The organism is Paenibacillus sp. FSL R10-2771 (assembly GCF_038000205.1).
Lineage (GTDB): Bacteria > Bacillota > Bacilli > Paenibacillales > Paenibacillaceae > Paenibacillus_AQ > Paenibacillus_AQ phytohabitans.
The window spans coordinates 7434538-7460910 of sequence record NZ_JBBOBM010000001.1; the positions used below are offsets into that span (position 1 = coordinate 7434538).

Genomic DNA, 26373 nt, shown 5'->3' on the forward strand with positions numbered 1-26373 from the left:
AGTTATATCAAGGTGACTGCATCATTTCTGACGAAACTAGGTTTGAGATTGCAACAGGATACGCCCGCATTGCTCCAGCGTTTCCTGCTCATGGATCGCCTGCTCGGCATAGCTACTCCGGATATCTGTTATATAACAGTATGCCGGGAACATCCGCATTATTCAAAACAAAAAAAAGCCCAAAAAAGAGTTCACAGAGGACTCTTTCGTGGCTTCTCCGGTGTCGAATACGCGGGAATGTTTATGCACGAGGTTTCCTCTCTTACTTGCGCTTACGGGGTTAGCTGTCGGGTTCGGGCATAAGAGAGACGCCCTATCTCAGGTCACCCGCTCACGGCGGTTGCCCTCAAATTCACCCCAAAGACCACGTGAAGAAATCAAATAAAGTCTGCGGCAATTCTGTGTTGTACTCTATGTACGGGCATGCGGCAGGGCATTTATTGGTTCCCCCGTTCTCCATACGGAGACTCAGCGAGACGATCCATGAAATAGTGACTGTCACAGTAACAACAGCTCACTGCACTGAAAAGATGATATCCTGTTTTGATACATGTTGTAAAGGACGATTCAACCACGTTTACGTAAAAAAATGATTAAAATATTGTAATATTCAGCCGTTTTTAGACTATAAAAGTTTAATATATCGGCTATACTTCATTTTTCACCGCTTTTTCTCCCGTTTTCAGACAATCCCAAATCGTTCCAGTGCGTTCGCATACGTAATTTCCGCCAATTCCTGTAAATCAATCCCTTTTATTGCCGCAGCTGCCTCCGCTACCAGTCTTACATGTGCGGTCTCATTCCGCTTGCCGCGGAAGGGGTGCGGAGTCAAATATGGGGAGTCCGTTTCGATCAGCAGCCGGTCCAGAGGAGTCTGGGCGAGCACCTCTTTGGGCACCCTGGCATTCTTAAACGTAATCGGTCCGCCGAAGGACAAATGGAAGCCGAGATCCAGACACATTTTGGCGCTTTCCCAGCTGCCGGAGAACGAATGCATCACCCCTCCAACCTCACCCGCTTTTTCCTCCCGCAGAATCCGGATTACATCCTCGTGGGCATCGCGGTTATGGATACAGATTGGCATCTTCAGTTCACGAGCCAGGCCAATTTGCTTGCGGAATACCTCATGCTGCACATCCTTAGGAGAGGTGTCCCAATAATAGTCAAGTCCGATCTCACCGATGGCCACTACCTTGGGATGACTGCAAAGCGAAGCGATCCATTCGAGGTCGCCCTCCTTCATACTGAATGCATCCTGTGGATGCCAGCCCACCGCTGCATAAATATAATCATATTTCTCTGCGAGCTCCATCGTTGTCGGAATCGTCTCCCGGTTGAAGCCGATATTGATCATTTTACTGACTCCGGACTCCAGCGCCCGGGCGATTACCTCCTCGCGGTCCTCGTCGAATTGCGGAGCATCCAGATGGGTATGTGTGTCGAATAACTGCATTATATTTCATCCTTTCCGCCTTGATTTCTATGATGAATTACAAGTATTTTAGGTTATTTTGCAAAAATATCTGCGATGGAGGGCGGCAGCTGTGAAAGGGCTTTCTGCAGCCTGTCCTGCGGGAAATAGAGATGGTATCTGCCTCGGTGAATCCCGCTGATTGAGCGTACAATATCCGATACCTCTGAGATCTCCCGCAGCTTATCATGACGGTCCAGAAGCAGAATCTGTTTGCTGTCAAAAGCATCCCCCGGACGGAATACATCATAAGGAAGATCTGTCGGAAAATCGATTTCCAGATCATAATCAGCACGCAGTCCGGCACCGGCAAAGCTGCGGCGGATTTCGTCAATTGTCTCTGTATCCAGATGCTCCATCTCCACATATTTATACAGTTTACGATGAATAAACCGGCTGCACAAGTCGCTTAAAATTTCATCTTTCTCCAGCGTCCACTGCATGAAGGCTGTCTGCATCAATGCCTCATCCAGCAGCAGGTACTGCTCCACCGTTACATCCCCGCGGAACAAATCACTTAGCGGCTCAATCATGAACCGGAAACCATAATCCTCCTGCACCAGCTCCTTGGCTCTGCGGAGAATCTGGCGCAGAATAATTTCCGAGCTGCGTGTTACCGGATGGAAATAGACCTGCCAGTACATCTGATAACGTGACATCAGGTAATCCTCAATCGCATGCATCCCGGATTCTTTAACAACTACCCGGCCGTCATAGGGGCGCAGCATCCGCAGAATCCGGTCAATGTCAATGGTTCCGTAATTTACCCCTGTATAATAGGCATCACGCAAAAGATAATCCATCCGGTCCGCATCCAGCGGCCCCGACACCAAATTGACAACAATTTCATGCTCATACGTTTTGGAGATCACAGAGGCTACTTTATTGGGGAAATCCTCAGCTACATCACGCAGAATAGTGGTGATTTCCGTATCCTCCAGAATGATCCGGCAGGTCCAGTCCTCATGATCCATTTCAAAAGCTTCTTCTATAGAATGGGAAAACGGGCCATGTCCCAAATCATGCAGCAGCGCCGCACACAGGGTAAGCAGACTCTCCTCAGGCATCCAATCCTTATATCCGCTCCGTTCAAACTGCGATATAATCCGCCGGGTAATTTCATAAACACCAAGCGAATGGGAAAACCGGCTGTGTTCTGCGCCATGGAAAGTCAGATAAGAGGTACCGAGCTGGCGGATGCGCCGCAGACGCTGGAACTCCTTGGTGTTAATCAGACGCCAGATAATGGTGTCCTGGACGTGAATGTAGTTATGAACCGGATCTTTAAATACCTTCTCTTCTGTCAGCGGTTGCTTCATGAGATCAACTCCTTTGAATAATATCCATAGAAATAGGGTGGAATTACAGTTATAATAATAAATATTGTCGTACTTTGTCGAATTATGACAATTTAGCAATTTACAAATCGACAAATATTTTCGAGGTTCTTTTTGGGATATATGCCTAACCAATGGCGGTATGAATGTTTCCTTCAAAGTTTCCTTAAAATTCGCCTCAAAAAAGGTTGACTGTTTTGGGAATGGTTGGTATTATAAATATCATAAAACAGTGAACAATGTCGAATATTGACGCTTTTGATAATTGAGAGGAGCAACGATTGTAATGATGAAATCAACAGGAATTGTACGTAAGGTAGATGAGCTTGGACGGGTCGTTATTCCAATTGAATTGCGCCGCACACTGGGTATTGGAGAAAAAGATGCGCTCGAAATTTACGTGGACGGTGAGCGGATCATGCTTAAGAAATATGAGCCTGCCTGCATTTTCTGCGGTAATGCTGAGAATGTAACCTATTTCAAAGGTAAAATTGTTTGTCATGAATGTATTTCTGCTATCCCTACCCCTGTGACAAACTAAACCAAATAGGTTATAATAGGAACTAATCAAATTGTTAATTCTAACCTTTTTATATCTCCTTGGCCTCCCGTTAGCGCGGGAGGTATTTTTTTGCACTTTTTTCGGGGACTTTCCCCGGATACCCCTTTACCCTATTTAAACATTAACTATTAAATTCATAACCCTTAGATCATAATCCTTAACTTCTTCTTACCCTCCCAAACCCTCCCTATAGGGAGGCCCCCAAGGGCCCCGGCCCTCTGGACACCCGGAAGCTTGGTTAACTGTGCAGATGGGGCGGAAGGAAGTCATGTTCGGCGGTGGACCGGCCCTTTTCGGACTCCCTGAAGGTGCATCCTCAGGGCCTTGCCATGCGCAGTGTTTCGCCGCACGCTTCGCTCTTGCGGCGGATGTGCGGTTACGCTCTTGAGTGACGTTGGAGTGTGGAACCGCTCTCCCTGCACGAATCGCTTTAAGTCGGAGCCGATTAGCAACTTTGGTGCGTGCTGGTTATTTGCCTTCATGTTACCTTCGTGCTGCGGCACGCTCTCCCTGCGGGAATTGCTATCTGTCAGAGTGGCAGTTAACACTGGTGTAGCCAGTTGATACGGGCAAATGTTTAGGTGCAATATTGGATAATCGGTCTTGGAAAAAATGGATAGCTGCATTCTGTACAGTTATTTAATGCCAAAGTGAGCGGATGATTAATTTAGTTGCATTTCATACAATTATATCCATACATATCCTCTAAATCATCCTTTTTCCATAAATATAAATGTACAAACTACACTTATATCTAATATAAGGAATAATTATATCCAAATAAGTGTACAGAATACAATTATTTCATCAAGCATTCTAATCATCTGAGCTATTTCGGAGTTTATCTAACAGATGCTTAACTCGCAATAATGTGATCAGTTACGCTATCCCCTTATTCCCGCTCCAGCAGCGCATTATAAATATCGCGCTTGGCCAAGCCACGGTCAGAGGCAGCTTTTTTCATCGCGTCTTTGCGCGTCAAGCCTGATGTTTCATAATGGGCAACATGAGCTTCGATGCTCAGCTCCCGCCACCAGGAGGACTCGGCGAGCTCCGCCTCTTCTTTGCTCTCTCCCTCAAGCACAATTACGTACTCACCAAGCGGAGGATGCTCCTCCAGCCAGGCACAACACTCTTTAATCGTACCGCGCAGAAACTCCTCATACCGTTTGGTCAGTTCACGGGCCAGTGTAACCCGGCGGTTGCCGAAGGCTTCCTGCAAATGGACCAGCGTCTTAGCGACACGATGTGGTGATTCATAGAAGAGCAGTGTGCCTTGAGCAGCACGGAGAGGTGCCAGAACGGCCCGGATATCCTTGCGCTCTCTGGGCAGAAAACCGATAAATGTGAAGCTGGCGGTAGGCAATCCTGAAGCAATCAAAGCTGACAGCGCCGCGTTAGCTCCAGGAATCGGAATGACCGGAATTTGATGACTTACAGCCAGTGCTACCAGGTCCGCTCCAGGGTCTGAAATCGCCGGCAGGCCGGCATCGCTGACAAGGGCTAAATTTTTACCTTCTATTATATAGCGTATCAATTCAGGTCCGCTTGCCGCCTTATTGTGCTCATGGTAACTGAAAAGCATCGAGGGTGTAATTTCAAAATGGCTCAGTAATTTACGCGTCTGTCTTGTATCCTCTGCGGCGATAATATCGCATTCCTTCAGCGTGCGCACCGCGCGGTACGTCATATCTTCCAGATTGCCGATCGGAGTAGCCACCAGATACAGACAGCCGCATCCTTCGGGCTTTGCTCCATCATTATTATTTTGAAAGCTGCTTTGGCAGGTTATCGTCATTGGCTGTTATCCTCTTTGTTCCCATAATAAATATCCATTATCTCAGGGCAGTATTGATTGTCCTCATTATATACGATTAAAGGCGGTTGTAAACGCACCTCCGGCTTCCCGTCGCGCGCCGCTTCAATCAGTACCATATTCGCCTCCAGATGCGCACGGGGATGTACAAAGCGGATCAGCTTCGGCTCCAGCCGGTGCTTACGCATTAGACTGATGATATCCACCAGACGCTGCGGCTTATGTACCATACTGACTTTGCCTCCAGTGCGGACCAGCCGGACACAGGCCTGAATGACCTCCTCCAGCGTACAGCCAATTTCATGACGGGCCATGGCCTGATGTGAATTCAGCTTCAGGTCGCTCCCGTTAAGCGGCATATAAGGGGGATTAACCGTTATTGCATCATATACACCATACCCTGCGGTATTATGCAGCTCCCGCAAATCACCTTCATGGATCAGCACCCGCTCCTCCAGCCTGTTCAAGGCTACACTGCGCCGGGCCATGTCGGCAAGACGGGGCTGAATTTCTATCCCTTCAATAGAAGCTTTGGTACGCGTGGTCAGCAGCATAGGGATAACTCCGTTGCCGGTGCATAGATCAAGTACTCTTCCGCGCGGCGGTATACTGGCGAACCGGGCCAGCAGCACAGCATCCATCGAGAAGCTGAATACTTCATCACTCTGGATAATCCGCAGATCATGGGTTAGCAAGTCATCGATCCGCTCTGCACTATGCAAGGGCACCGGGGTATCGTTAAACGAATGGGTCATTGTACATTCCTCCAAATTCAAAAAAAACCGTAGGCGAAAATCTCCTACGGCTGGATATCCTCATTTATTAAGAAAAGAAAGGCAGAACAGACAATCGCCTTCCGTCCGCAAATGCCCGAAATAGACATTGCAGATGTGGAAACCTTCATGGTACAGTCTGGCCAGGTTATCGTAACCTTCTCCGACAACCTCTTCTTTGCCTTCGGCAGCCAGTATAGCCTCCGCCTCAGCAGAAAGCGCGGCCTTATCCAGAGGGGCTTCCCTTTTCAATATGATACGTAGCTGCTCATTCTCCAGACTAAGCTTCTGATTTGCTTCCATCAGCTCTTTAACCGTCTGTTTCCAATCTCCTAGAGTGGCGCGCATTTCATCCATCTGCGCTTCCATCTCCTGCATGTGTGCAAATATATTTTTCTTCTCCAAGTTTCCACCCCGAAAGTAACCTTATAATGGTTTACTTGACGACAACATCATCCATTGGAAGTTCTTTAACTTTGCCCACTTCAAACAACTGCACATGAACCGTGCGGCTTCCGGCATTGATACCTACTACTTTGCCATCACCCAGTGAGGTTACGACGATTTTGCCTACCGCCGGCATTTCTTCCTTCGTGCTCTCATAATTATCATGCTCAAACTTCAGACAACACATCAGCCGTCCGCATAATCCCGAGATCTTGGTCGGGTTCAGCGAGAGATTCTGGTCCTTGGCCATCTTGATGGACACCGGCTCGAAATCACCCAGCCAGGAGGAGCAGCAGAGCACCCGTCCGCAAGGTCCAAGTCCGCCAAGCATCTTGGCTTCATCACGCACACCAATTTGCCGGAGCTCGATGCGGGTTCGGAAAATACTTGCCAGGTCCTTAACCAGTTCTCGGAAATCCACGCGGCCCTCGGCAGTGAAATAAAAAATGATCTTATTACGGTCAAACGTAAATTCCACATCCACGAGCTTCATTTTGAGGCCATGATCGCGGATTTTATTTAAACAGGTGGTAAAAGCGTCCTTTGCAGCACCTTTGTTCTCTTCGACCACACGGGCGTCGGTTTCACCGGCAATACGCATGACCTTCTTGAGCGGCAGTACAACGTCTGCTTCCTGCACCTCTTTTTTGCCAACGACAACCTTACCGTATTCGACCCCTCTTGCTGTCTCAACAATGACGCATTGATCGCGCTCAATCGGGAAATCAAGTGGATCAAAATAATATATTTTACCCGCTTTTTTGAAGCGGACACCTACTACGCTGTACAAAAATTAACCCCCTTGTTTGCCGGTAAAAGGAATCCTTAAGCAAGCCTGCTTCCCAGATGATTCATGCTTGTCCTTCCTCATCCGTTAAACCCGTACTTCCAGGTGCTGAAGCGTTTATCCGGAGGATTTATCATAAATAACCCGGCCTGTTAACTTTCTAACCGGATTAAGAACTGCTCCAAACACAACTGGGTATTGGTATTGGAGCGGAGCCTGCGCTTGCTCTCCACCGCAAATTCCATGTAAGCCACCCATTGTTCCGTACTCCGCTGACGGGCAGCCTTGGAAATGAAGTCTAACTGATCTATGAAAACGATACTTTCGTGCTTTCGGTACAGGAAGTAGAGCATATCTTTGAACCATAAGTGAAACATGCTGAATAGAATATCCAAATGTTCACCAAGCCCGGTCTTGAACACCTTCTGCCCTGCAGTTGCTACTGCGGAGCTGCCTTTGCCCAAAGACTCCTTTGCTAATTGTAACACTAGATTTCTCATTTCTGCAAACCAATTCTGTGCCAAAAGTTCCCTGCAGCCGTCAAGACCTGCAGTCAGTGATACCGCGCACCGTGCCAGCGGCACCGGAACCCCTTCACTGGACAGCGCCTGAAGCATAATATCCGGATGCAGCGGGCTAAAGGGAATGCGCTGGGTTCTGGACTGGATCGTCGGCAGCAGGGAACTGCTGTTATCGGAGATCAGAATTCCTACCGCAGGAGCAGGAGGCTCCTCCAGAAATTTCAGCAGACTGTTGGCGGCTTGCACCGTCATTTTGTCCGCTCCTTCTATAATATAAACCTTCGGGTTAATTCCTTCCGAGCGGTAGGAAAAAACACGCTGAAGTTCACGGATCTGGTCAATCTTAATACTCGCCCCGTCGGGCCGCAGCAATGATAAATCGGGATGGTTGCCATGCTCCACCTTACGGCACTCCAGACATTCTCCGCAGGCATCATCCTTGCACTTCGTGCAGAATATCGCTTGGGCGAACGTCATAGCCATTCTGACCTGACCGCTTCCTGGCGGGCCGGTGAACAGATAAGCATGACTTACAGCGTCCTTGCGTAAGGCATTTTGAAGCAGCCGCTTGGCATCCTCCTGGCCTAATAGATCATGAAAAGACATATATTCCTCCAAGTTTGTCAGAACGAAAGGTTAATCAGCAGCCCGCGGATCTCTCCGACCCGTCCGAGCAGATCAATCCGGCCCTGCTCGCTGTCCAGCAGATCATCTGCCATATTCAGCAGAGCGGCATCAATTTCATCCAGCAGCTTGTAGCGTTTGCCCCGGCCGCGCCGGTCCCAGCCCTTGGTCTCCTTCAGGATCACTCCGCGGCGGGCGGTCTCCTCCAGGAACCGTTTGATCATGTTCCGGTAGATAGCCAGTTCACGGACGGTCATGGATTTGGATAGCCGGTCGCCTTGCTGCTGGATATCTTTAATCTGGCGGTTCAGTTCATCTATTGTTTTTTGCTCACTTTGCTGTTGAAATACATCGGTAAAGTTCTTTTGCTGAACAGGCCGCCGGTCAGCTTCCGTGGTCGACAATTCACTTTTTAAGGGCCTGTAGCCCGGGTTGATCTTCAAAGGTATCTACCGCCCTTATGGTTTATTGCTATATTATGCGTTAGTAATGCTCGAAACGATCAACCGGAAGGACGAATACTGTAGCTCCACCTACCTGAACTTCCACGGGAAGAGGCAAATATGAATCTGTCGTACCACTCATCGGTGTTACAGGTGTGACCAATTGTTCACGTACTTTACAGCTGTTGCGGATTACACTCAGTACTGCATCAACCTGAATATCATCTACCCCAATCAGAAAAGTGGTGTTGCCCGCCCGCAGAAATCCGCCTGTACTGGCCAGCTTGGTTGCACGGAAATTCGCTTTGACTAGTTCACTGGATAGCCGGTTGCTGTCCTTGTCCTGGATAATTGCAATGATCAAATTCATCTTCGTTTCCCCTCCTGCATGTTGTGTAATCACAGAATTTCTCGCAGCAGCAGCCAGCCCGCTGCAGGTCTGTGTGTAATCATTATACCTCTATTGTTTATTTGACAAAACCTCTTAGAAATCCTTTAATATCCGGTCTTTCAGTGTCTGTACAATGTCCTGCTCCACCATATGGATCGGGCGGTTGGCATCTAGTACAACAATCCGCTGCGGATCGGAATCCACCACGAGCTGATAACCGGCCTTAACCTTCTGGTGAAATTCAAGGCTTTCCAGATCCAGACGATTGACTTCCCGGTTCTGATTGGCTGCTATCCGAGACAATCCCACCTCAGGATCAACATCAAGATAGAAGGTAAGGTCAGGCATCCTGCCGCCGGTCGCGAACCGGTTAATTCCCCACACTTCCTCGATGCCAAGTCCTCTTGCATAGCCTTGATAGACCAGGCTGCTGTCAACAAAACGGTCGCAGAGCACAGTAATCCCCTCCTGCAGTGCAGGCTCGACTACTTCCGCCAGATGCTGGCTTCTTGCTGCCGCGTATAACAGGGCTTCTGTCCGGGCATCCATAGCCGTATGGGCCGGGTCCAGAATAATGGAGCGGATCTTCTCGGCGATTTCAATTCCGCCCGGTTCGCGGGTGATTAAGTAGGGCATGGAATGATTCTGCAGATAAGCCGCTACTCTGCCGAGTACGGTTGTTTTACCGGAGCCGTCGCCTCCCTCCAGAGTAATGAAGAAACCATCTCGCTTCACTTATACTTCTCCGCCCTTCTGAATGTTGTATACCTTAATATGCTGTAAGGCGGGATCGGCACAGGCCTGAAATTTAGCCCCGCCATCGCGGAGGCTGCCCAGCCTGCCGCATATGGACTCTGTTATGATCTCTCCGGGATAAAGCAGCGGTATTCCGGGCGGATAGGGGATAACCATTTCGGCCGCCACCCTGCCCGCACTTGCTTCAAGCGATATACTCTCTGTCTCCTCAGCGGCAACCGGCTTCGTGGAGAACCGGACCGGAGCTGAGATCAGCGATGCGCTGAAATTGTTCCACGTGGAATTTGGGCTGGAAAAGGCTGACATAGCCTCTTCCCCATTATTGTATGATGCAGACGCCAGTATGGTCATGGAGGTGGGATCCGATTGAGATTCTGCGATAGGGCTAGAGGCAGCGACAAGGCCAGCGCCTGCTGCCTCATCAAGAACAGAGCCGGAACCAGCAGCATACTTGGCCCCGGAGTCACAGGCTGCTTCTGTGCCTTCCGTCTGCGGCACCCCGCAGGCTGTCTGCGCCGCGATATCCCGCAGCGCCTCCAGCAGCACCGCTGCATCCTCTGCCTTCGAGCCGAGGCTGAAGGCCAGTATTACGTGCCGGTCGTCGCTCATCTCCGGCACGATCCCTCTTTCTTCGAGCCTGCGCTGCAGCTCGAAGCCCCCCAGGACCCCGGCGGCGTCATAAATGACGGCCTTAAAGGGGTCCTGTGTCCCGTACGCCGCCCCGCACGGCGGCGGCGTATCTGTCTCTGCGGCGTCAGCATCGCCGCAGGTGCGCTGCAGCGGCCCGGCGGGCTGCAGCAGCTGGAAGCGCGCCAGCGAAGCCAGGCCGCGCCGCAGGACGTCCACGGCGGTGAGTCCCGCCGTGAAAGCACCGGCGCGCTGGCTGTGCAGCAGCCGCCGGGCCAGATCGAGCGAAGCCATCACGGGGTATGATGGGCTGGAGCTCTGCACCATGGCGAGGCGCTGGCGAAGCAGCGCGCGGTCGAGCCATGGCCCTTGCACATGCAGCATGGCGCCCATCGTCAGCGCCGTCAGCATCTTATGCGTGGACTGCACCACGCCGTCCGCGCCACAGGCAAGGGCCCCGGCTGGAAGCGCCGGGTGCTGGCCGTAATGCGCCCCGTGCGCCTCATCCACCAGCAGCGGAATCCCGCTGTCGTGACAGGCCTGCGCGAGGGGCGCAAGATCGCTGCCCATGCCGTAGTAATTCGGCATGGTAACCAGTACGGCGGCAGCCTGCGGATATGCCGCCAGTGCAGCCTGCACCGTTTCTGCCGCCGGTGCCACCGCAAGCCCGCTGCCAGGATCCATCTGCGGCTCCAGGAACACGGCATGTGCCCCGGCCAGCATTAGTCCGTGGATTACAGATTTGTGGACATTACGCTGCAGAATAAGCAGCATTCCCGGCTCATAGCAAACGGTCAGGATAAGTGCAAGGTTCCCCGCTGTGCTGCCGCCAACCAGGAAGAAGCTCTCCTCTGCGCCGAAACAATCCGCCGCCAGCTCCTGTGCCTCCTGAATTACCCCTTCAGGATGATGAAGATCATCCGTTCCGGTAATCTCGGTCGCATCATAGCGCATCACGTCAGCCAGATACCCTGCACCGCCGGTATTCAGGTAAGCTTCGCCATTCTTGTGCCCCGGCACATGATAAGATATATTGCCCTTAAGTCTATATTGTTCCAGCATTTCGTATACAGGTGCCCTGCCAGGCTGTAAATTGTTCATTTGTTCTTCCTTCCCTGGGGGTTACCTTCTATTTTAACGCAAATATACCCAAACGCCTATTATTATGCACAAAGTCTTCCCGAAACAACAAAACGGCTTCCCACACCAGACCCTGGCGGAGAAACCGTTAGAGGAACTCTTTTATTTGCAGCCAACGCGACACACATCCACCGCCCGCTCTTTATATACTTACTTGTAAATCGTTGCTGCTGTTCTCGGGTTAAGCATTCTTCTGCAGATTGATTTTCTTCATCCGGCCAATGAAAAAACGGTACTTGGCATCTTCAGCCTCTGTGCGCACCATCTCACTCTCACAATCTTCACAGATGAAATGCGAGACAATCACAATGCCCTCTTCCTTTTCTTGCCCGCAGATGATGCAGGCCTGTGCGGTTTGCTGTTCCATATTCATCCCACCTTGACTCTTTTAAGATCAGTATGGTACACCTTCTATCATTTTAAACCTTTTCATAGTTTTTTCCTAATCCTTCATAGCCTGAAATATATATATTCGCCTAATGCCCATTCGGTGTATCGGATCCCGGGTTTAATAAAACACACGGTTAGGCCGATATTAATAACAAGAGAACTTGTGAGGAGGTCTGAATTTTCTTTATGGAACCAAACACCAAAGGCGCTGCTACATTCTATCAATACAAGCTTATCAAAAAAATTAATATTTCCGCATCCCTGCTGCGGGTCTATATTGCGCTTCCTTTTGTGTTCCTTGTGCTGGAGACAGTTTTCCTGTCCTGGCTAAGCATTCTGTTCATGATTATTGCCGGACCCGTAATGCTGTGGATTCAATATGTTATTTCACGTTCAGTTCTGCTGATCTCCGGTCACCCTATCGTAAAACGGTGGAAAATGTCCCTGCACCTGCCCTGGCCCGGTTATATGCCTGATCAATATATCAACTATGGCATCTTCCGCAAAGTACAGATGCATAACCTGTGGATCGGTCTCTGTATTACAGCGCTCTTTATCGTCTGGGCACCGCCTGCATTTACCGCATCTTTAGTAATATGCCATCTTTGGCTGCTGCTGCCCCGCCTGTATACTCTTCTGCGGCTGCGCAGCGAAGGGAAAGACGGCATGCTGAAATTTAATCCGGCGGATGCCTCCTATTACGCCCAATAATCTTAAGCGATCATACATACGGGCGCATATTCAACTTGCATCCCACATAAAAAAATCGCCATCCCTACACGGACGGCGATTTTTTTATTTGCTTTTTAATCCTTTGGTGGTGACTTTCTTTTCCTTCGGGATCATTACAATGAAGTAGCCATCATGCACGGTTAAGTGTACAATAAGTCCTTCCTTCTGAAAAACGCGTGAGCTTCCTGAATCCTCATTACTCTGCTCTTCCCATCCCCATGCCTTGATCTCCTCCAGATAAGGCTCAGGTACACCCTTCTTCTCTTTCAGCCCTGGCAAAGAGTACCTTACATAATCCATGGCCACGTTCGTAGTGGTCCTGTCGGGGGAACTGGCTTCTTTAGGAACGGGAAAGCTTTTCTCATTGAGCGCACCGTCAAAAGTCTCCCAGGCCGGCTCCTTCGTTCCGCAGCCGGCCAGCATAACTCCAACTATACAAAGAATAACTAATATCCATAAAGGTTGGGTTCGCTTCATACCTTAAATCCTCCTTACCTCTACCATGCATCTAAAGACGCAAGAAAATTCAAAGTTAGAATTTATCTGTAGTTCATTCGTATTAAGGCCTCTGCTTAATATTTGCACTTTTCTATTATACTTGGAACTATCGACACGTCGGTAACAAAAATGTCACTCGTTTGTAAGCGTTTCATTTATTGTTTCTGCTTATTTGCCCTCTATTTCTCACTATATAAACAAAAAAGCCATTGTCGATTGCTCAACAATGGCTTCATGTGCTTGGCGGCGTCCTACTCTCCCAGGACCCTTCGGTCCAAGTACCATCGGCGCTGGAGGGCTTAACGGTCGTGTTCGGGATGGGTACGCGTGGAACCCCTCCGCTATCGCCACCAAACATGCGTCTGTGAAACAGACGCTGCCGCTTGAAATTCGGTTCATCACGGATGTGTGAATGAATTTCGTTGCGTTCAGGAATTTGATTCCTGAAAACTGAATCCGAAACGAATCTGCGTATTAAAAATTTGGATAAGCCCTCGACCGATTAGTATTGGTCAGCTCCATGCATTGCTGCACTTCCACCTCCAACCTATCTACCTCGTCGTCTTCAAGGGGTCTTACTAATTGGGAAATCTCATCTTGAGGGGGCTTCACGCTTAGATGCTTTCAGCGCTTATCCCGTCCGTACGTAGCTACTCAGCCATGCTCCTGGCGGAACAACTGATGCACCAGCGGTACGTCCATCCCGGTCCTCTCGTACTAAGGACAGCTCCTCTCAAATTTCCTGCGCCCACGACAGATAGGGACCGAACTGTCTCACGACGTTCTGAACCCAGCTCGCGTACCGCTTTAATGGGCGAACAGCCCAACCCTTGGGACCTACTTCAGCCCCAGGATGCGATGAGCCGACATCGAGGTGCCAAACCTCCCCGTCGATGTGGACTCTTGGGGGAGATAAGCCTGTTATCCCCAGGGTAGCTTTTATCCGTTGAGCGATGGCCCTTCCATGCGGTACCACCGGATCACTAAGTCCGACTTTCGTCCCTGCTCGACTTGTAGGTCTCGCAGTCAAGCTCCCTTATGCCTTTGCACTCTGCGAATGATTTCCAACCATTCTGAGGGAACCTTTGAACGCCTCCGTTACTCTTTAGGAGGCGACCGCCCCAGTCAAACTGCCCGCCTGACACGGTCCCCGTACCCGATTAGGGCACTAGGTTAGAACCTAGATACGATCAGGGTGGTATCCCAACGGCGCCTCCGCAGAAGCTTGCGCTCCTGCCTCAACGGCTCCCACCTATCCTGTACAGATCGTACCCAAATTCAATATCAAGCTGCAGTAAAGCTCCATGGGGTCTTTCCGTCTTGTCGCGGGTAACCTGCATCTTCACAGGTATTAAAATTTCACCGGATCTCTCGTTGAGACAGCGCCCAAGTCGTTACGCCATTCGTGCGGGTCAGAATTTACCTGACAAGGAATTTCGCTACCTTAGGACCGTTATAGTTACGGCCGCCGTTTACTGGGGCTTCGGTTCACAGCTTCGGATTGCTCCTAACCACTCCCCTTAACCTTCCAGCACCGGGCAGGCGTCAGCCCGTATACTTCGCCTTGCGGCTTCGCACAGACCTGTGTTTTTGCTAAACAGTCGCTTGGGCCTTTTCACTGCGGCCCCCTCGGGCTATTCACCCTACCGAGGCACCTCTTCTCCCGAAGTTACGAGGTCATTTTGCCGAGTTCCTTAACGAGAGTTCTTCCGCGCGCCTTAGAATTCTCTTCTCGCCTACCTGTGTCGGTTTGCGGTACGGGCACCTTCTCCTGGCTAGAGGCTTTTCTTGGCAGTGTGAGATCATGACCTTCGCTACTACAATTTTCGCTCCCCATCACAGCCCAGCCTTAGTGATGTGCGGATTTGCCTACACATCAGCCTCACTGCTTAGACGGACACATCCATCAGTCCGCGTCACTACCCTCCTGCGTCACCCCATCGCTCATAGCGGATTACGGTGGTACAGTAATTTCAAACTGTTGTCCTTCGACTACGCCTTTCGGCCTCGCCTTAGGTCCCGACTTACCCTGAGCGGACGAGCCTTCCTCAGGAAACCTTGGGCTTTCGGCGGATCAGATTCTCCCTGATCTTTTCGTTACTCATACCGGCATTCTCACTTGTATGCTGTCCAGCGCTCCTTACGGTACACCTTCAACCTGCATACAACGCTCCCCTACCCCAGATGCAAAGCATCTAGCCATAGCTTCGGTGGTGTGTTTAGCCCCGTTACATTTTCGGCGCAGAGTCACTCGACCAGTGAGCTATTACGCACTCTTTCAATGGTGGCTGCTTCTAAGCCAACATCCTGGTTGTCTGTGCAACTCCACATCCTTTCCCACTTAACACACACTTGGGGACCTTAGCTGATGGTCTGGGCTGTTTCCCTTTTGACAATGGATCTTAGCACTCACTGTCTGACTCCCGGCAAGAAGTTAATGGCATTCGGAGTTTGACTGAGCTTGGTAACCCTTGCGGGCCCCGCACCCAATCAGTGCTCTACCTCCACCACTCCATTCACCGAGGCTAGCCCTAAAGCTATTTCGGGGAGAACCAGCTATCTCCGAGTTCGATTGGAATTTCTCCGCTACCCCCACCTCATCCCCGCATTTTTCAACATGCGTGGGTTCGGGCCTCCAGTGCGTGTTACCGCACCTTCACCCTGGACAGGGGTAGATCACACGGTTTCGGGTCTACGTCCACATACTTAGTCGCCCTATTCAGACTCGCTTTCGCTGCGGCTCCGGCTTCTCACCTTAACCTTGCATGTTAAACGTAACTCGCCGGTTCATTCTACAAAAGGCACGCCATCACCCATAGATCGGGCTCTGACTTTTTGTAAGCACACGGTTTCAGGTTCTATTTCACTCCCCTTCCGGGGTGCTTTTCACCTTTCCCTCACGGTACTGTTTCACTATCGGTCGCCAGGTAGTATTTAGCCTTAGCAGATGGTCCTGCTGGATTCATACGGGGTTTCACGTGCCCCGCACTACTCGGGATCCGTCTCGGAGAGAACACAGTTTAGGCTACAGGGCTTTTACCTCTATCGCGGGCCTTTCCAGACCTCTTCGCCTACCATATTCCTTTGTAACTCCATGTGAGACGTCCCACAACCCCAAGAGGCAAGCCCCTTGGTTTAGGCTGTTCCGCGTTCGCTCGCCGCTACTGACGGAATCACTATTGTTTTCTCTTCCTCAGGGTACTTAGATGTTTCAGTTCCCCTGGTCTGCCTCTGCGTATCCTATGTATTCAGATACGAGTAACTGCGAATTACCACAGCTGGGTTTCCCCATTCGGACACCCCCGGATCAAAGCTTGCTTACAGCTCCCCGAGGCAGTTTCGTTGTTCGCCACGTCCTTCGTCGGCTCCTGGCGCCTAGGCATCCTCCGTGTGCTCTTATTAGCTTAACCGTCACTCCGGTGTTTCGCTTGCTTGCTCATCTTGTTTTGAATGCCGCTCATGGATTGCTCCATTCACCAACACATTCAAAGCCAAAGGTCGCTGCACAATCGAAAACCTTCGTTCTGCACTAATAACTATTTCAACTTGCTTACACAAGTTTCAGCTAAAAGATGTTCTAAAACGCAAATTTTTTCGGTATCCAGTTTTCAAGGATCAAGGTGCTGAAATTTCGGGACAATCACGACTGTGATGTTCGAAAATTCAGACAGTTTAAAGATGAGAGCTTAAACTCTCAAAACTGACCAACGAGTGAGTAACAGGCCTAGACCTGAGTTTTGGAAGCTTACGCTTCCGATTTGAATGTCACCGTTGCAGGTGACGATTCTCCATAGAAAGGAGGTGATCCAGCCGCACCTTCCGATACGGCTACCTTGTTACGACTTCACCCCAATCATCTACCCCACCTTCGGCGGCTGGCTCCCTTGCGGGTTACCCCACCGACTTCGGGTGTTGTAAACTCTCGTGGTGTGACGGGCGGTGTGTACAAGACCCGGGAACGTATTCACCGCGGCATGCTGATCCGCGATTACTAGCAATTCCGACTTCATGCAGGCGAGTTGCAGCCTGCAATCCGAACTGAGACCGGCTTTGCTGGGATTGGCTCCACCTCGCGGTTTCGCTTCCCGTTGTACCGGCCATTGTAGTACGTGTGTAGCCCAGGTCATAAGGGGCATGATGATTTGACGTCATCCCCACCTTCCTCCGGTTTGTCACCGGCAGTCACTCTAGAGTGCCCAGCTTCACCTGCTGGCAACTAAAGTCAAGGGTTGCGCTCGTTGCGGGACTTAACCCAACATCTCACGACACGAGCTGACGACAACCATGCACCACCTGTCTCCGATGCTCCGAAGAGGGGCACTATCTCTAATGCTTTCATCGGGATGTCAAGACCTGGTAAGGTTCTTCGCGTTGCTTCGAATTAAACCACATACTCCACTGCTTGTGCGGGTCCCCGTCAATTCCTTTGAGTTTCAGTCTTGCGACCGTACTCCCCAGGCGGAGTGCTTACTGTGTTAACTTCGGCACCAAGGGTATCGAAACCCCTAACACCTAGCACTCATCGTTTACGGCGTGGACTACCAGGGTATCTAATCCTGTTTGCTCCCCACGCTTTCGCGCCTCAGCGTCAGTTACAGCCCAGAAAGTCGCCTTCGCCACTGGTGTTCCTCCACATATCTACGCATTTCACCGCTACACGTGGAATTCCACTTTCCTCTTCTGTACTCAAGTCACCCAGTTTCCAGTGCGACCCCAGGTTGAGCCCAAGGTTTAAACACCAGACTTAAATGACCGCCTGCGCGCGCTTTACGCCCAATAATTCCGGACAACGCTTGCCCCCTACGTATTACCGCGGCTGCTGGCACGTAGTTAGCCGGGGCTTTCTTCTCAGGTACCGTCACTCCGGTAGCAGTTACTCTACCGGACGTTCTTCCCTGGCAACAGAGCTTTACGATCCGAAAACCTTCATCACTCACGCGGCATTGCTCCGTCAGGCTTTCGCCCATTGCGGAAGATTCCCTACTGCTGCCTCCCGTAGGAGTCTGGGCCGTGTCTCAGTCCCAGTGTGGCCGTTCACCCTCTCAGGTCGGCTACGCATCGTCGCCTTGGTGAGCCGTTACCCCACCAACTAGCCAATGCGCCGCAGGCCCATCCCCAAGTGGCAGATTGCTCCGCCTTTCATTCTCTCTTCAGGAGAGGAAAGAAATTATCCGGTATTAGCTACCGTTTCCGGTAGTTATCCCAGTCTTGAGGGCAGGTTGCCTACGTGTTACTCACCCGTCCGCCGCTAAGTAAGAATGGAAGCAAGCTTCCATTCTTACTCCGCTCGACTTGCATGTATTAGGCATGCCGCCAGCGTTCGTCCTGAGCCAGGATCAAACTCTCCAAATTGTATTTAGAAAGAGCGATTGCTCATTTTGAAACATCTGACGAGAATTTTCATTCTCTTTTTTGGAAGTCACTTTCGTGATTTCCGATACTCACTCGTTGTTCAGTTTTCAAAGATCAAGCTCGTTGTCAGCGCCGCTCATCGCGTCACCAGCAACTCTTATAATATATCACATCCAGCCGATCAATGCAAGCTCTTTTTTCAACTTCTTTTTCGAGCTCGGCGTTGATGTTTCGCGGCCAGAAATAGAATATATCATGTATGGATTCTGATTGCAAGCATTATTTTGAAATCAATTATAAAAGCTATGCCCCTAATAACCGCCCATACGCGGCCAGCCACAGATGACATAGCTTCTGTTCATCGTACGCGCTTCCCCTTAAGCAATAATCTCCTGAATATGCAGCTCGCGTTCATTGACCAGATTCACAATCCTGCCCTCTACCTGAACCATTGGTCTTGTGGGATTAGTGCGATCCGTGAAGATGATTTCTCCGTGACGCCCGTCGCTGAGCCGTATCCGTGTGCCATTATACAGATCCGTTGTTTTTTGAATGAAGGTTTGTACAATAACCGGGTCGAGCTTCCCGAAGCTCTCCTTCTGAAGCTGCTCCAGTACCAGATAAGGCGACTGAGCCTTTCTGTAGGCCTTTTCAAGCGTCATGGCATGAAAGATATCGGCTACTGCAACAATCTTGGCGTAGAAGTGAATCTGGGTGCCTTCCAGCTTAAGCGGATAACCGGAACCGTCGACCTTCTCATGATGCTGCAGGGCGGCTAGTCTGACGCCTTCGTTGATTGCTGTAACATTACGCAGCAGCTGGTATCCATAAGTGGTGTGCCTGCGTACTTCTTCTATCTCCGCACCCGTCAGGGGAGTCGGTTTGTGCAGCAAAGTCTCATCTACCTTAATGTTACCTATATCATGAAGCAAGCCGGCAAAGGCAGCCTGCATCCAATCCTTTTGCGGATATCCGCACCACTGGGCAATTTTATATGAAGTTAGGGCAGATAATACAGCGTTATGATAATTATAATCCTGGTCAAACAGGACACGCGGTGTAAACTTCAGGACATGATAATCCTTCAAATGGCTGATCAACAGCTCCAGTTGGCTCCGTAATTCAAAAATCGGAAGTACCGCTGCGGTTGCTGCACGATAGCTCTGCTTGATAAGCACCAGCATTTTCTCATATTCATCATGAAGCGGAGAATTACTTTTGGCTAGTACGGACTCATTGATCAGCGCACCTGTTTTGGCGGTCTGCTGCTTCGCTGGCGGTTTGGACACCTCTGGGGCTTTGTCCTCTCCCTGAACTCCCTCAATTTCAACTTGTCCTATCAAAAAAGCTTGGAGAATCTCAATATCCCGCGGAAGTATGATCTTGCCTTTACCGAATAACACTCCTCCCAAAGGAGTAATTACATCCTTAATAATCTTTGATCCCGCCTTGATCTCTCCAACGGATATGTTTGGCATAAATTCAGCCCCTTTATTTCTGTGACACCTGTAATTCTCTAATTATAGTATGTAACCCGGCAAGCGGCTAGAGAGAGGACTTCCATTCCATAAATAAAAAAGCATGAGCTTCTATAATCAGAAACTCATGCTTTTGCTGCAAAGGATTATTCGACGCTATCGTCTTCGTTCCCGGTATCAGTTTCCGCTTCAGGCTCGCTGACTTCGCCATTGCCTTCCACTACTGTACCTTGAATTTCTTCGCCATCCTCTTGCTCGGACTGGTCATCTTCCTCTTTATCTACTCTGCTCAGCGTTGCAACTGCGTCATCCTCACGGATATTAATCAGCTTAACACCCTGCGCATAACGGCCCATGGTAGAAATTCCATCCATGCTGGTCCGGATCAGTGTTCCACTCGTTGTAATAATCATCAGGTCCTCGTCATTCTTGACAACCTTCAGCCCCACAACCGGTCCGTTCTTATCTGTAAGGTTAATGGTCTTGATGCCTTTACCGCCACGGGTCTGGGAACGATAATCGCCGGCAGGCGTCCGTTTACCATAACCCTTGGTTGTTACGATCAGCACTTCAAGCTTCTTGTCCACACAGTCCATACCAATGACATGGTCATTGTCGTCAAGCGTGATACCCTTAACCCCTGTAGCACTGCGGCCCATGGAACGGACATCGCTCTCCGAGAAAGTAATCGACATTCCGCGTGCCGTACCGATAATCAGATTCTGCTCTCCATCTGTCAGCTTCACTTCGATCAGTGAATCTTCCTCGCGAAGATTGATCGCTATCAGACCGCCCTTGCGGATGTTGTTGTAGTCTTCCAGAGGTGTCTTCTTCACGATTCCCTCACGGGTAGCGAAGAACAGGTATTTGTCGCTGTCCGCTTCCTCCACCTGGATTACCGCACTAATCTTCTCGCCCTGCTCAATTTGAATCAGGTTGATGATCGGCGTTCCCCGGGCGGTGCGGCCAAGCTCCGGAATCTCATAAGCCTTAATCCGGTACACCTTACCCTTGTCGGTGAAGAACATCAGGTAGTTGTGGGAGTTACTCACGAAGAGATGCTCCACAAAGTCCTGGTCCTTGGTGTCCATCCCGATTACCCCGCGGCCGCCGCGCTTCTGACTGCGGTAAGTGCTGACCGGAAGACGTTTGATGTAACCGGTATGTGTAATCGTGATTACAACCTCTTCACGCGGAATCAGATCCTCATCGAGAATACTCTCTTCCCCAACCGTAATTTCCGTACGGCGGTCATCAGAGTACTTATCACGAATCTCCTGCAGCTCATTGCTGATAATCTCCAGTACGAGATGCTCGTTAGCCAGAATCTCCTTGTATTCAGTGATTTTGGCGAGCAATTCGTTATATTCATTCTCGATCTTCTCACGTTCCAGACCGGTCAGGCGCTGCATCCGCATATCGAGGATCGCCTGAGCCTGCTCCAGGCTTAGACTGAAGGTCTCCATCAAGCCTTCACGGGCAATATCTGTTGTCCGTGAAGCACGAATAAGAGCAATAACCTCATCCAGATGATCGAGGGCAACACGCAGGCCTTCCAGAATATGCGCCCGGGCTTCCGCCTTCTTCAGGTCAAATACGGTCCGGCGGCGGATAACTTCGATCTGATGCTGCAAATAATGATACAGCACATCACGCAGGTTCAGAATCTTCGGTTCATTATTGACGATAGCCAGCATGTTAATCCCGAAAGTAGACTGCATTGAGGTATGTTTGTAGAGGTTGTTGAGCACGACGCTAGGATTCACATCACGTCTCATTTCAACGACTACACGCATTCCGTTACGGTCAGATTCATCACGCAGATCCGTAATGCCCTCGATACGTTTCTCACGCACCAATTCAGCAATCTTCTCAACCAGTCTGGCTTTGTTGACCTGGTAAGGAAGCTCATGCACAATAATCCGAGCTTTACCGTTATTCTCTTCAATCGTCGCTTTGGCACGCATAGTAACCGATCCGCGTCCAGTGCGGTAAGCCTGACGGATACCTTCACGGCCCAAAATATAACCGGCCGTCGGGAAATCCGGGCCCTGAATATATTCCATAAGCTCCATAGGCGTAATGTCAGGATTCTTGATCATTGCCTGTACACCATCAATGACCTCACCCAGATTGTGCGGAGGAATATTGGTAGCCATACCGACCGCAATCCCCGAAACCCCGTTCACAAGCAGGTTAGGGTAACGCGCCGGCAATACTACAGGCTCATTCTCTTCACCGTCATAGTTGGGAGCGAAGTCAACCGTTTCTTTGTTCAGATCGCGGAGCATTTCTCCGGCAATTTTGGACAGCCTCGCTTCGGTATAACGCATCGCAGCTGCCATATCTCCGTCAATAGAGCCGAAGTTTCCGTGGCCGTCTACGAGCATATAGCGCATGGAGAAATCCTGTGCCATACGTACCATTGTTTCATAAACCGCCGAGTCACCGTGAGGGTGATACTTACCGATAACCTCACCGACGATTCTCGCTGATTTCTTGTGAGGTTTATCCGAGGACATTCCAAGTTCCGACATCGCAAACAAAATGCGTCGGTGAACAGGCTTAAGTCCGTCCCGCACATCCGGCAAAGCCCGGCTTACAATGATGCTCATTGCGTAATCCATAAAGGATTCGCGCATTTCCACGCCAATGTCCCGATCCCTGATTTGCGGGTTATTTTGTTCAGCCATGAGTTGGTGGACCTCCTTCAGTTAAAAACCGCTACCCTTTATTATATTACTTTCACAAAAGCAGCACAATTAAACATGATAGCCTTTTATCTTCTATATTGATTTTCTTTTAGTACGGATAAGGATATACGCCCTTTCCGCTGGTGTCTTCAGTACATAGACTGTAAAGACAAGAAGAATGGCTTTATGACCCTGATTTCGTCCAAAAAAGCATAACCCCATATCCTTATATTATAACATTGTTTAGTTAGATTGTCCTGAAAATTCGCCACAGATGAACAAACGGATATACGTTCATCTGTGGCAAAACCGGCAACCGCACAACTACCCAAGGAGGCAGAAAATGAGGATTCAGCGCGTGTCCAGCAAGTGGGCAAAAACGAAAGTCATTCTTCAGAACCGCCTGCTCTCGGTCTTCATTCCGGAAACACGTAAATACGCCCTGGAAGATTTGAAAGAGCTGCTGGGTCTGTACGGAACGGTATATATCAAACCTGACCGCGGCACCTACGGCAGCGGAGTCATGAGAGCTGAACAGCGGGTGGTACATTTAAGCCCAAGCGAGCAGCAGCCGGACTTCAGCCAACCGGAAACAGAACCTTTGACATGTGAAACAGAAGCACCGGCAGAACCCAAGCTGATGTATATTCTGAGATACGCCAAGGATGCAGAAATTTTCAATACACCGGAAGAGCTTCATGCTGCCCTATTGCCGCGGATTAAGGGGCGTTCCTATCTCGTTCAGCAAGGCATTGATTTGCTTCAGCATCAGGACCGGCCGTTTGACCTGCGGGTACTGACCCAGAAGAATCTTCAGGGGTCCTGGGAGACTACAGGCATGCTCGGGCGGGTGGCTGCGCCGCAAAAGGTGGTCACCAACTATCACAACGGAGGCAGCATTTTTTCGTTGGATGCTCTGTTCAAAGAACATATGACGCCCGAAGAAAGGACGGCAACCATCCAGCAGCTGAAATCGCTGGGAGTCAGAATCGGGTCCCAGCTGGAAACTGCCTATCCGGGTCTCAAAGAAATTGGACTGGATGTGGCGATGGATCAGCATCATGATTTATGGCTGCTTGAAGTGAACACACTGCCTTCGATCATTGTTTTCAAAATGTTTCCGAACAAAGCCATTTACCGCAGAATCCACCGCTATGCTGTTGCCTATGGACGCTTGAAGCGCACCCGCCCGTCGCCAACCTACCGCCGCAGACGAACAGTCAAGCATTAAAATCACGCCAAAAAACTCTCTGCCTGCATTAAAAAACCTCCGGTCCCCCCTATAAGGGAGGATCGGAGGTTCGTTATACAGCTTGCATTTAAATATCGAGATTTTTGACGGACTGGGCATGCTCCTGAATGAATTCACGGCGCGGCTCTACGTTATCACCCATCAGTGTATCGAAAATGCTGTCGGCCAGCATGGCATCCTCAATCGTTACCTGCAGCATCGTGCGGCTCTCAGGATCCATTGTAGTATCCCAAAGCTGCGCGGCATTCATCTCACCCAGACCTTTGTAGCGCTGAACGTTTACTTTGACGTTCTCACCAAAGCCGGCAATGATCTCATCGCGTTCCTTCTCGGTCTGCGCATAGCGGATGACTTTGTTGCGTTCGATCTTGAACAGCGGCGGCTGGGCGATATAGATATATCCGGCATCGACAATCTTCCGCATGTATCGGTAGAAGAACGTCAGCAGCAAGGTTCTGATGTGGGCACCGTCGACGTCCGCATCGGTCATAATTACAACCTTGTGGTAACGTGCCTTCGACAGATCAAAATCATCGCTGATGCTAGTCCCGAGAGCGGTAATAATCGCCCGGATTTCCGCATTGGACAAGATCCGGTCGAGCCGGGCTTTCTCTACGTTCAGGATCTTACCGCGCAGCGGCAGGATCGCCTGGAAATGACGGTCACGGCCTTGCTTGGCCGATCCGCCCGCAGAGTCACCTTCGACGATGTACAGCTCACTGATCGACGCATCCTTGGAGGAGCAGTCAGCCAGCTTACCCGGAAGGGCGCTGACTTCAAGCGCACTCTTACGGCGGGTCAGCTCACGGGCCTTGCGGGCCGCTTCACGGGCACGGGAAGCCTGCAGCGACTTCTCCAGCACCTTGCGTGAGACAGCAGGATTCTCTTCCAGGAACTCCTGCAGCTTCTCGCCGAACAGAGATTCGACGATCCCGCGGACTTCACTGTTCCCCAGCTTGGTCTTGGTTTGGCCTTCGAACTGCGGCTCAGGAATTTTGACCGAAATAATCGCCGTCAGACCTTCACGGACATCATCTCCGGTAAGATTCTGGCTGCTATCCTTGATTACGCCTGCCTTGCGGGCATAATCATTGATAATCCGCGTCAAAGCACTCTTGAAGCCGGATTCATGCGTTCCGCCCTCATGGGTGTTGATATTGTTGGCGAAGGAATAGATGTTCTCTGTATAAGAATCGTTATATTGGAGAGCCACTTCAACGGCGATCATATCCCGCGAGCCTTCCACGTAGATCGGATCATCATGCAGGGCTTCTTTTTTCTCGTTGAGATACTTCACATACTCCACAATACCGCCGTCATACTTGAACGTATTGGACACTCCGGTCCGTTCATCCAGCAGAGACAGCTCAATGCCCTTGTTCAGGAAGGCAAGCTCGCGGATGCGGGTAAGCAGAGTGGAATATTCAAACACAGTAGTCTCGGTAAAGATCTCCGGATCCGGATGGAAGGTTGTTGTCGTCCCTGTCTCCTCGGTATCGCCAATTACCTTGATATCATATTGCGGCGCACCGCGTCTGTATTCCTGCTGGTAGACATGTCCGTCACGTTTGACCGTTACAACTACTTTCTCGGACAGTGCGTTAACTACCGAGATCCCCACACCGTGAAGACCGCCGGAAACCTTGTAACCCCCGCCGCCAAATTTACCGCCTGCATGCAGGACAGTCATTACGACTTCAAGCGTGGATTTCTTCAGCTTTACGTTCTCGCCGACAGGTATTCCCCGGCCGTTATCAATAACAGTCACACTGTTATCTTCATGAATTTTCACTTGAATCCGGTCGCAAAAACCTGCCAGCGCCTCATCGATACTATTATCGACAACCTCCCAGACCAAATGATGCAGACCTTTGGCGCTAGTGGAGCCAATGTACATGCCGGGACGTTTCCGAACCGCTTCCAGCCCTTCCAGTACCTGAATCTGGCTCTCATCATATGTCGGTTGATTCATTGACATGCCTTCACCTACTTCTTTCAGATTATCTCCTGTAACTACCGAAACATTATATTTCTAACAAGATTTTGGCTCTTTTTTTGAGAGTGGAGGAGGAGATAGGGGAGTAGTAGACAGTATTCTTGGTGACGACAATAGACTTCGCTTCCTCTTCACCAATGCGCTCCAGCTTCTTATCCTGCTGGGAATGAGTCATAAATTGCTTCGACACCTTGGAGGACTTCTCAATCGATATATCAAATATAGCAATCAACTCTGAGGATCGAATAATTTTCTCTCCGCCCAAATGAATATACATTGTCTTCCTC

General features: G+C 50.2%; 20 protein-coding genes, 3 rRNA genes and 1 riboswitch. Of the genes, 3 read left to right on the top strand and 20 right to left on the bottom strand.

The window, feature by feature from the left end:
- Positions 1-254: 254 nt before the first annotated feature.
- Positions 255-484, bottom strand: a riboswitch (cyclic di-AMP (ydaO/yuaA leader).
- A 198-nt stretch (positions 485-682) separates the two neighbouring features.
- The gene (locus tag NSU14_RS32215) at positions 683-1453 is read right to left on the bottom strand and encodes a TatD family hydrolase (protein ID WP_039305744.1); all 771 of its coding nucleotides are present in this window, start codon (positions 1451-1453) and stop codon (positions 683-685) included.
- Positions 1454-1506: 53 nt separating this feature from the next.
- Positions 1507-2790: an HD domain-containing protein gene (locus NSU14_RS32220; RefSeq protein ID WP_340948491.1), complete on the bottom strand. Its 1284-nt coding sequence runs from the start codon at positions 2788-2790 to the stop codon at positions 1507-1509.
- A gap of 304 nt (positions 2791-3094) precedes the next feature.
- Here NSU14_RS32220 and NSU14_RS32225 point away from each other — a divergent pair, with 304 nt between their 5' ends.
- On the top strand, positions 3095-3349 hold the full coding sequence (locus tag NSU14_RS32225) for an AbrB/MazE/SpoVT family DNA-binding domain-containing protein (RefSeq protein WP_019914502.1): 255 nt from the start codon (positions 3095-3097) through the stop codon (positions 3347-3349).
- A 913-nt stretch (positions 3350-4262) separates the two neighbouring features.
- Here the strand turns inward: NSU14_RS32225 and rsmI are convergent.
- The 10 genes from rsmI to NSU14_RS32275 form a co-directional block, all read right to left on the bottom strand.
- Positions 4263-5168, bottom strand: coding sequence for a 16S rRNA (cytidine(1402)-2'-O)-methyltransferase (gene rsmI, locus NSU14_RS32230; RefSeq protein WP_340948492.1), 906 nt, complete (start codon positions 5166-5168; stop codon positions 4263-4265).
- Positions 5165-5941, bottom strand: a complete 777-nt coding sequence (locus tag NSU14_RS32235) for a tRNA1(Val) (adenine(37)-N6)-methyltransferase (protein ID WP_340948494.1) — start codon at positions 5939-5941, stop codon at positions 5165-5167. The genes rsmI and NSU14_RS32235 overlap by 4 nt, the downstream gene beginning before the upstream one ends.
- A 60-nt stretch (positions 5942-6001) precedes the next feature.
- Positions 6002-6364, bottom strand: a complete 363-nt coding sequence (yabA, locus tag NSU14_RS32240; RefSeq protein ID WP_039305729.1) for a DNA replication initiation control protein YabA — start codon at positions 6362-6364, stop codon at positions 6002-6004.
- Positions 6365-6395: 31 nt separating this feature from the next.
- The gene (locus NSU14_RS32245; RefSeq protein WP_039305726.1) at positions 6396-7196 is read right to left on the bottom strand and encodes a PSP1 domain-containing protein; all 801 of its coding nucleotides are present in this window, start codon (positions 7194-7196) and stop codon (positions 6396-6398) included.
- A 149-nt stretch (positions 7197-7345) separates the two neighbouring features.
- Complete coding sequence (gene holB, locus NSU14_RS32250) at positions 7346-8320, bottom strand: DNA polymerase III subunit delta' (protein ID WP_042132675.1); 975 nt, start codon at positions 8318-8320, stop codon at positions 7346-7348.
- A gap of 17 nt (positions 8321-8337) precedes the next feature.
- Entirely contained in the window at positions 8338-8781 is a 444-nt protein-coding gene (locus NSU14_RS32255) for a YaaR family protein (RefSeq protein WP_039305718.1), read from the bottom strand.
- 40 nt (positions 8782-8821) lie between these two features.
- Positions 8822-9151, bottom strand: coding sequence for a cyclic-di-AMP receptor (locus NSU14_RS32260; RefSeq protein ID WP_036723983.1), 330 nt, complete (start codon positions 9149-9151; stop codon positions 8822-8824).
- A 114-nt stretch (positions 9152-9265) separates the two neighbouring features.
- Complete coding sequence (tmk, locus tag NSU14_RS32265; RefSeq protein WP_076248539.1) at positions 9266-9907, bottom strand: dTMP kinase; 642 nt, start codon at positions 9905-9907, stop codon at positions 9266-9268.
- A complete protein-coding gene (locus NSU14_RS32270) occupies positions 9908-11656 on the bottom strand; it encodes an aminotransferase class I/II-fold pyridoxal phosphate-dependent enzyme (protein ID WP_340948495.1) in 1749 nt (582 codons plus the stop codon).
- A 220-nt stretch (positions 11657-11876) separates the two neighbouring features.
- Complete coding sequence (locus tag NSU14_RS32275) at positions 11877-12062, bottom strand: sigma factor G inhibitor Gin (protein ID WP_039305710.1); 186 nt, start codon at positions 12060-12062, stop codon at positions 11877-11879.
- Between the two features lie 209 nt (positions 12063-12271).
- On the opposite strand from NSU14_RS32275, the gene NSU14_RS32280 reads away from it, so the two are divergent.
- Positions 12272-12796: a hypothetical protein gene (locus NSU14_RS32280; protein WP_042132673.1), complete on the top strand. Its 525-nt coding sequence runs from the start codon at positions 12272-12274 to the stop codon at positions 12794-12796.
- 84 nt (positions 12797-12880) lie between these two features.
- On the opposite strand, the gene NSU14_RS32285 is transcribed toward NSU14_RS32280, so the two are convergent.
- The 6 genes from NSU14_RS32285 to gyrA form a co-directional block, all read right to left on the bottom strand.
- Complete coding sequence (locus tag NSU14_RS32285) at positions 12881-13294, bottom strand: hypothetical protein (RefSeq protein ID WP_039305704.1); 414 nt, start codon at positions 13292-13294, stop codon at positions 12881-12883.
- 259 nt (positions 13295-13553) lie between these two features.
- Positions 13554-13670 (bottom strand): 5S ribosomal RNA (rrf, locus tag NSU14_RS32290).
- Positions 13671-13797: 127 nt separating this feature from the next.
- Positions 13798-16725 (bottom strand): 23S ribosomal RNA (locus tag NSU14_RS32295).
- A gap of 384 nt (positions 16726-17109) precedes the next feature.
- Positions 17110-18667, bottom strand: a 16S ribosomal RNA gene (locus NSU14_RS32300).
- Together the 16S, 23S and 5S rRNA genes form the textbook arrangement of a ribosomal RNA operon.
- A gap of 377 nt (positions 18668-19044) precedes the next feature.
- Positions 19045-20145 (bottom strand): HD-GYP domain-containing protein, encoded by a 1101-nt coding sequence (locus NSU14_RS32305; RefSeq protein WP_340948496.1) that lies wholly within the window; start codon positions 20143-20145, stop codon positions 19045-19047.
- 146 nt (positions 20146-20291) lie between these two features.
- Entirely contained in the window at positions 20292-22838 is a 2547-nt protein-coding gene (gene gyrA / locus NSU14_RS32310; RefSeq protein ID WP_340948497.1) for a DNA gyrase subunit A, read from the bottom strand.
- A gap of 343 nt (positions 22839-23181) precedes the next feature.
- Here gyrA and NSU14_RS32315 point away from each other — a divergent pair, with 343 nt between their 5' ends.
- Positions 23182-24069 carry a YheC/YheD family protein gene (locus NSU14_RS32315; protein ID WP_340948498.1) on the top strand — a complete coding sequence of 296 codons (888 nt, stop codon included), beginning with the start codon at positions 23182-23184 and terminating at the stop codon, positions 24067-24069.
- An 88-nt stretch (positions 24070-24157) separates the two neighbouring features.
- On the opposite strand, the gene gyrB is transcribed toward NSU14_RS32315, so the two are convergent.
- On the bottom strand, positions 24158-26068 hold the full coding sequence (gene gyrB / locus NSU14_RS32320) for a DNA topoisomerase (ATP-hydrolyzing) subunit B (RefSeq protein ID WP_042132667.1): 1911 nt from the start codon (positions 26066-26068) through the stop codon (positions 24158-24160).
- Positions 26069-26114: 46 nt separating this feature from the next.
- Entirely contained in the window at positions 26115-26363 is a 249-nt protein-coding gene (gene remB, locus NSU14_RS32325; RefSeq protein WP_039295738.1) for an extracellular matrix regulator RemB, read from the bottom strand.
- Between the last annotated feature and the right edge of the window lie 10 nt (positions 26364-26373).

Bases quoted from the DNA above. Each gene is read 5' to 3' on its own strand.
- NSU14_RS32215 (WP_039305744.1), bottom strand. From the start codon at position 1,453: ATGCAGTTATTCGACACACATACCCATCTGGATGCTCCGCAATTCGAC.
- NSU14_RS32220 (WP_340948491.1), bottom strand. From the start codon at position 2,790: ATGAAGCAACCGCTGACAGAAGAGAAGGTATTTAAAGATCCGGTTCAT.
- NSU14_RS32225 (WP_019914502.1), top strand. From the start codon at position 3,095: ATGATGAAATCAACAGGAATTGTACGTAAGGTAGATGAGCTTGGACGG.
- rsmI (WP_340948492.1), bottom strand. From the start codon at position 5,168: ATGACGATAACCTGCCAAAGCAGCTTTCAAAATAATAATGATGGAGCA.
- NSU14_RS32235 (WP_340948494.1), bottom strand. From the start codon at position 5,941: ATGACCCATTCGTTTAACGATACCCCGGTGCCCTTGCATAGTGCAGAG.
- holB (WP_042132675.1), bottom strand. From the start codon at position 8,320: ATGTCTTTTCATGATCTATTAGGCCAGGAGGATGCCAAGCGGCTGCTT.
- NSU14_RS32260 (WP_036723983.1), bottom strand. From the start codon at position 9,151: ATGAATTTGATCATTGCAATTATCCAGGACAAGGACAGCAACCGGCTA.
- NSU14_RS32270 (WP_340948495.1), bottom strand. From the start codon at position 11,656: ATGAACAATTTACAGCCTGGCAGGGCACCTGTATACGAAATGCTGGAA.
- NSU14_RS32275 (WP_039305710.1), bottom strand. From the start codon at position 12,062: ATGGAACAGCAAACCGCACAGGCCTGCATCATCTGCGGGCAAGAAAAG.
- NSU14_RS32280 (WP_042132673.1), top strand. From the start codon at position 12,272: ATGGAACCAAACACCAAAGGCGCTGCTACATTCTATCAATACAAGCTT.
- NSU14_RS32285 (WP_039305704.1), bottom strand. From the start codon at position 13,294: ATGAAGCGAACCCAACCTTTATGGATATTAGTTATTCTTTGTATAGTT.
- NSU14_RS32305 (WP_340948496.1), bottom strand. From the start codon at position 20,145: ATGCCAAACATATCCGTTGGAGAGATCAAGGCGGGATCAAAGATTATT.
- gyrA (WP_340948497.1), bottom strand. From the start codon at position 22,838: ATGGCTGAACAAAATAACCCGCAAATCAGGGATCGGGACATTGGCGTG.
- NSU14_RS32315 (WP_340948498.1), top strand. From the start codon at position 23,182: ATGAGGATTCAGCGCGTGTCCAGCAAGTGGGCAAAAACGAAAGTCATT.
- gyrB (WP_042132667.1), bottom strand. From the start codon at position 26,068: ATGTCAATGAATCAACCGACATATGATGAGAGCCAGATTCAGGTACTG.
- remB (WP_039295738.1), bottom strand. From the start codon at position 26,363: ATGTATATTCATTTGGGCGGAGAGAAAATTATTCGATCCTCAGAGTTG.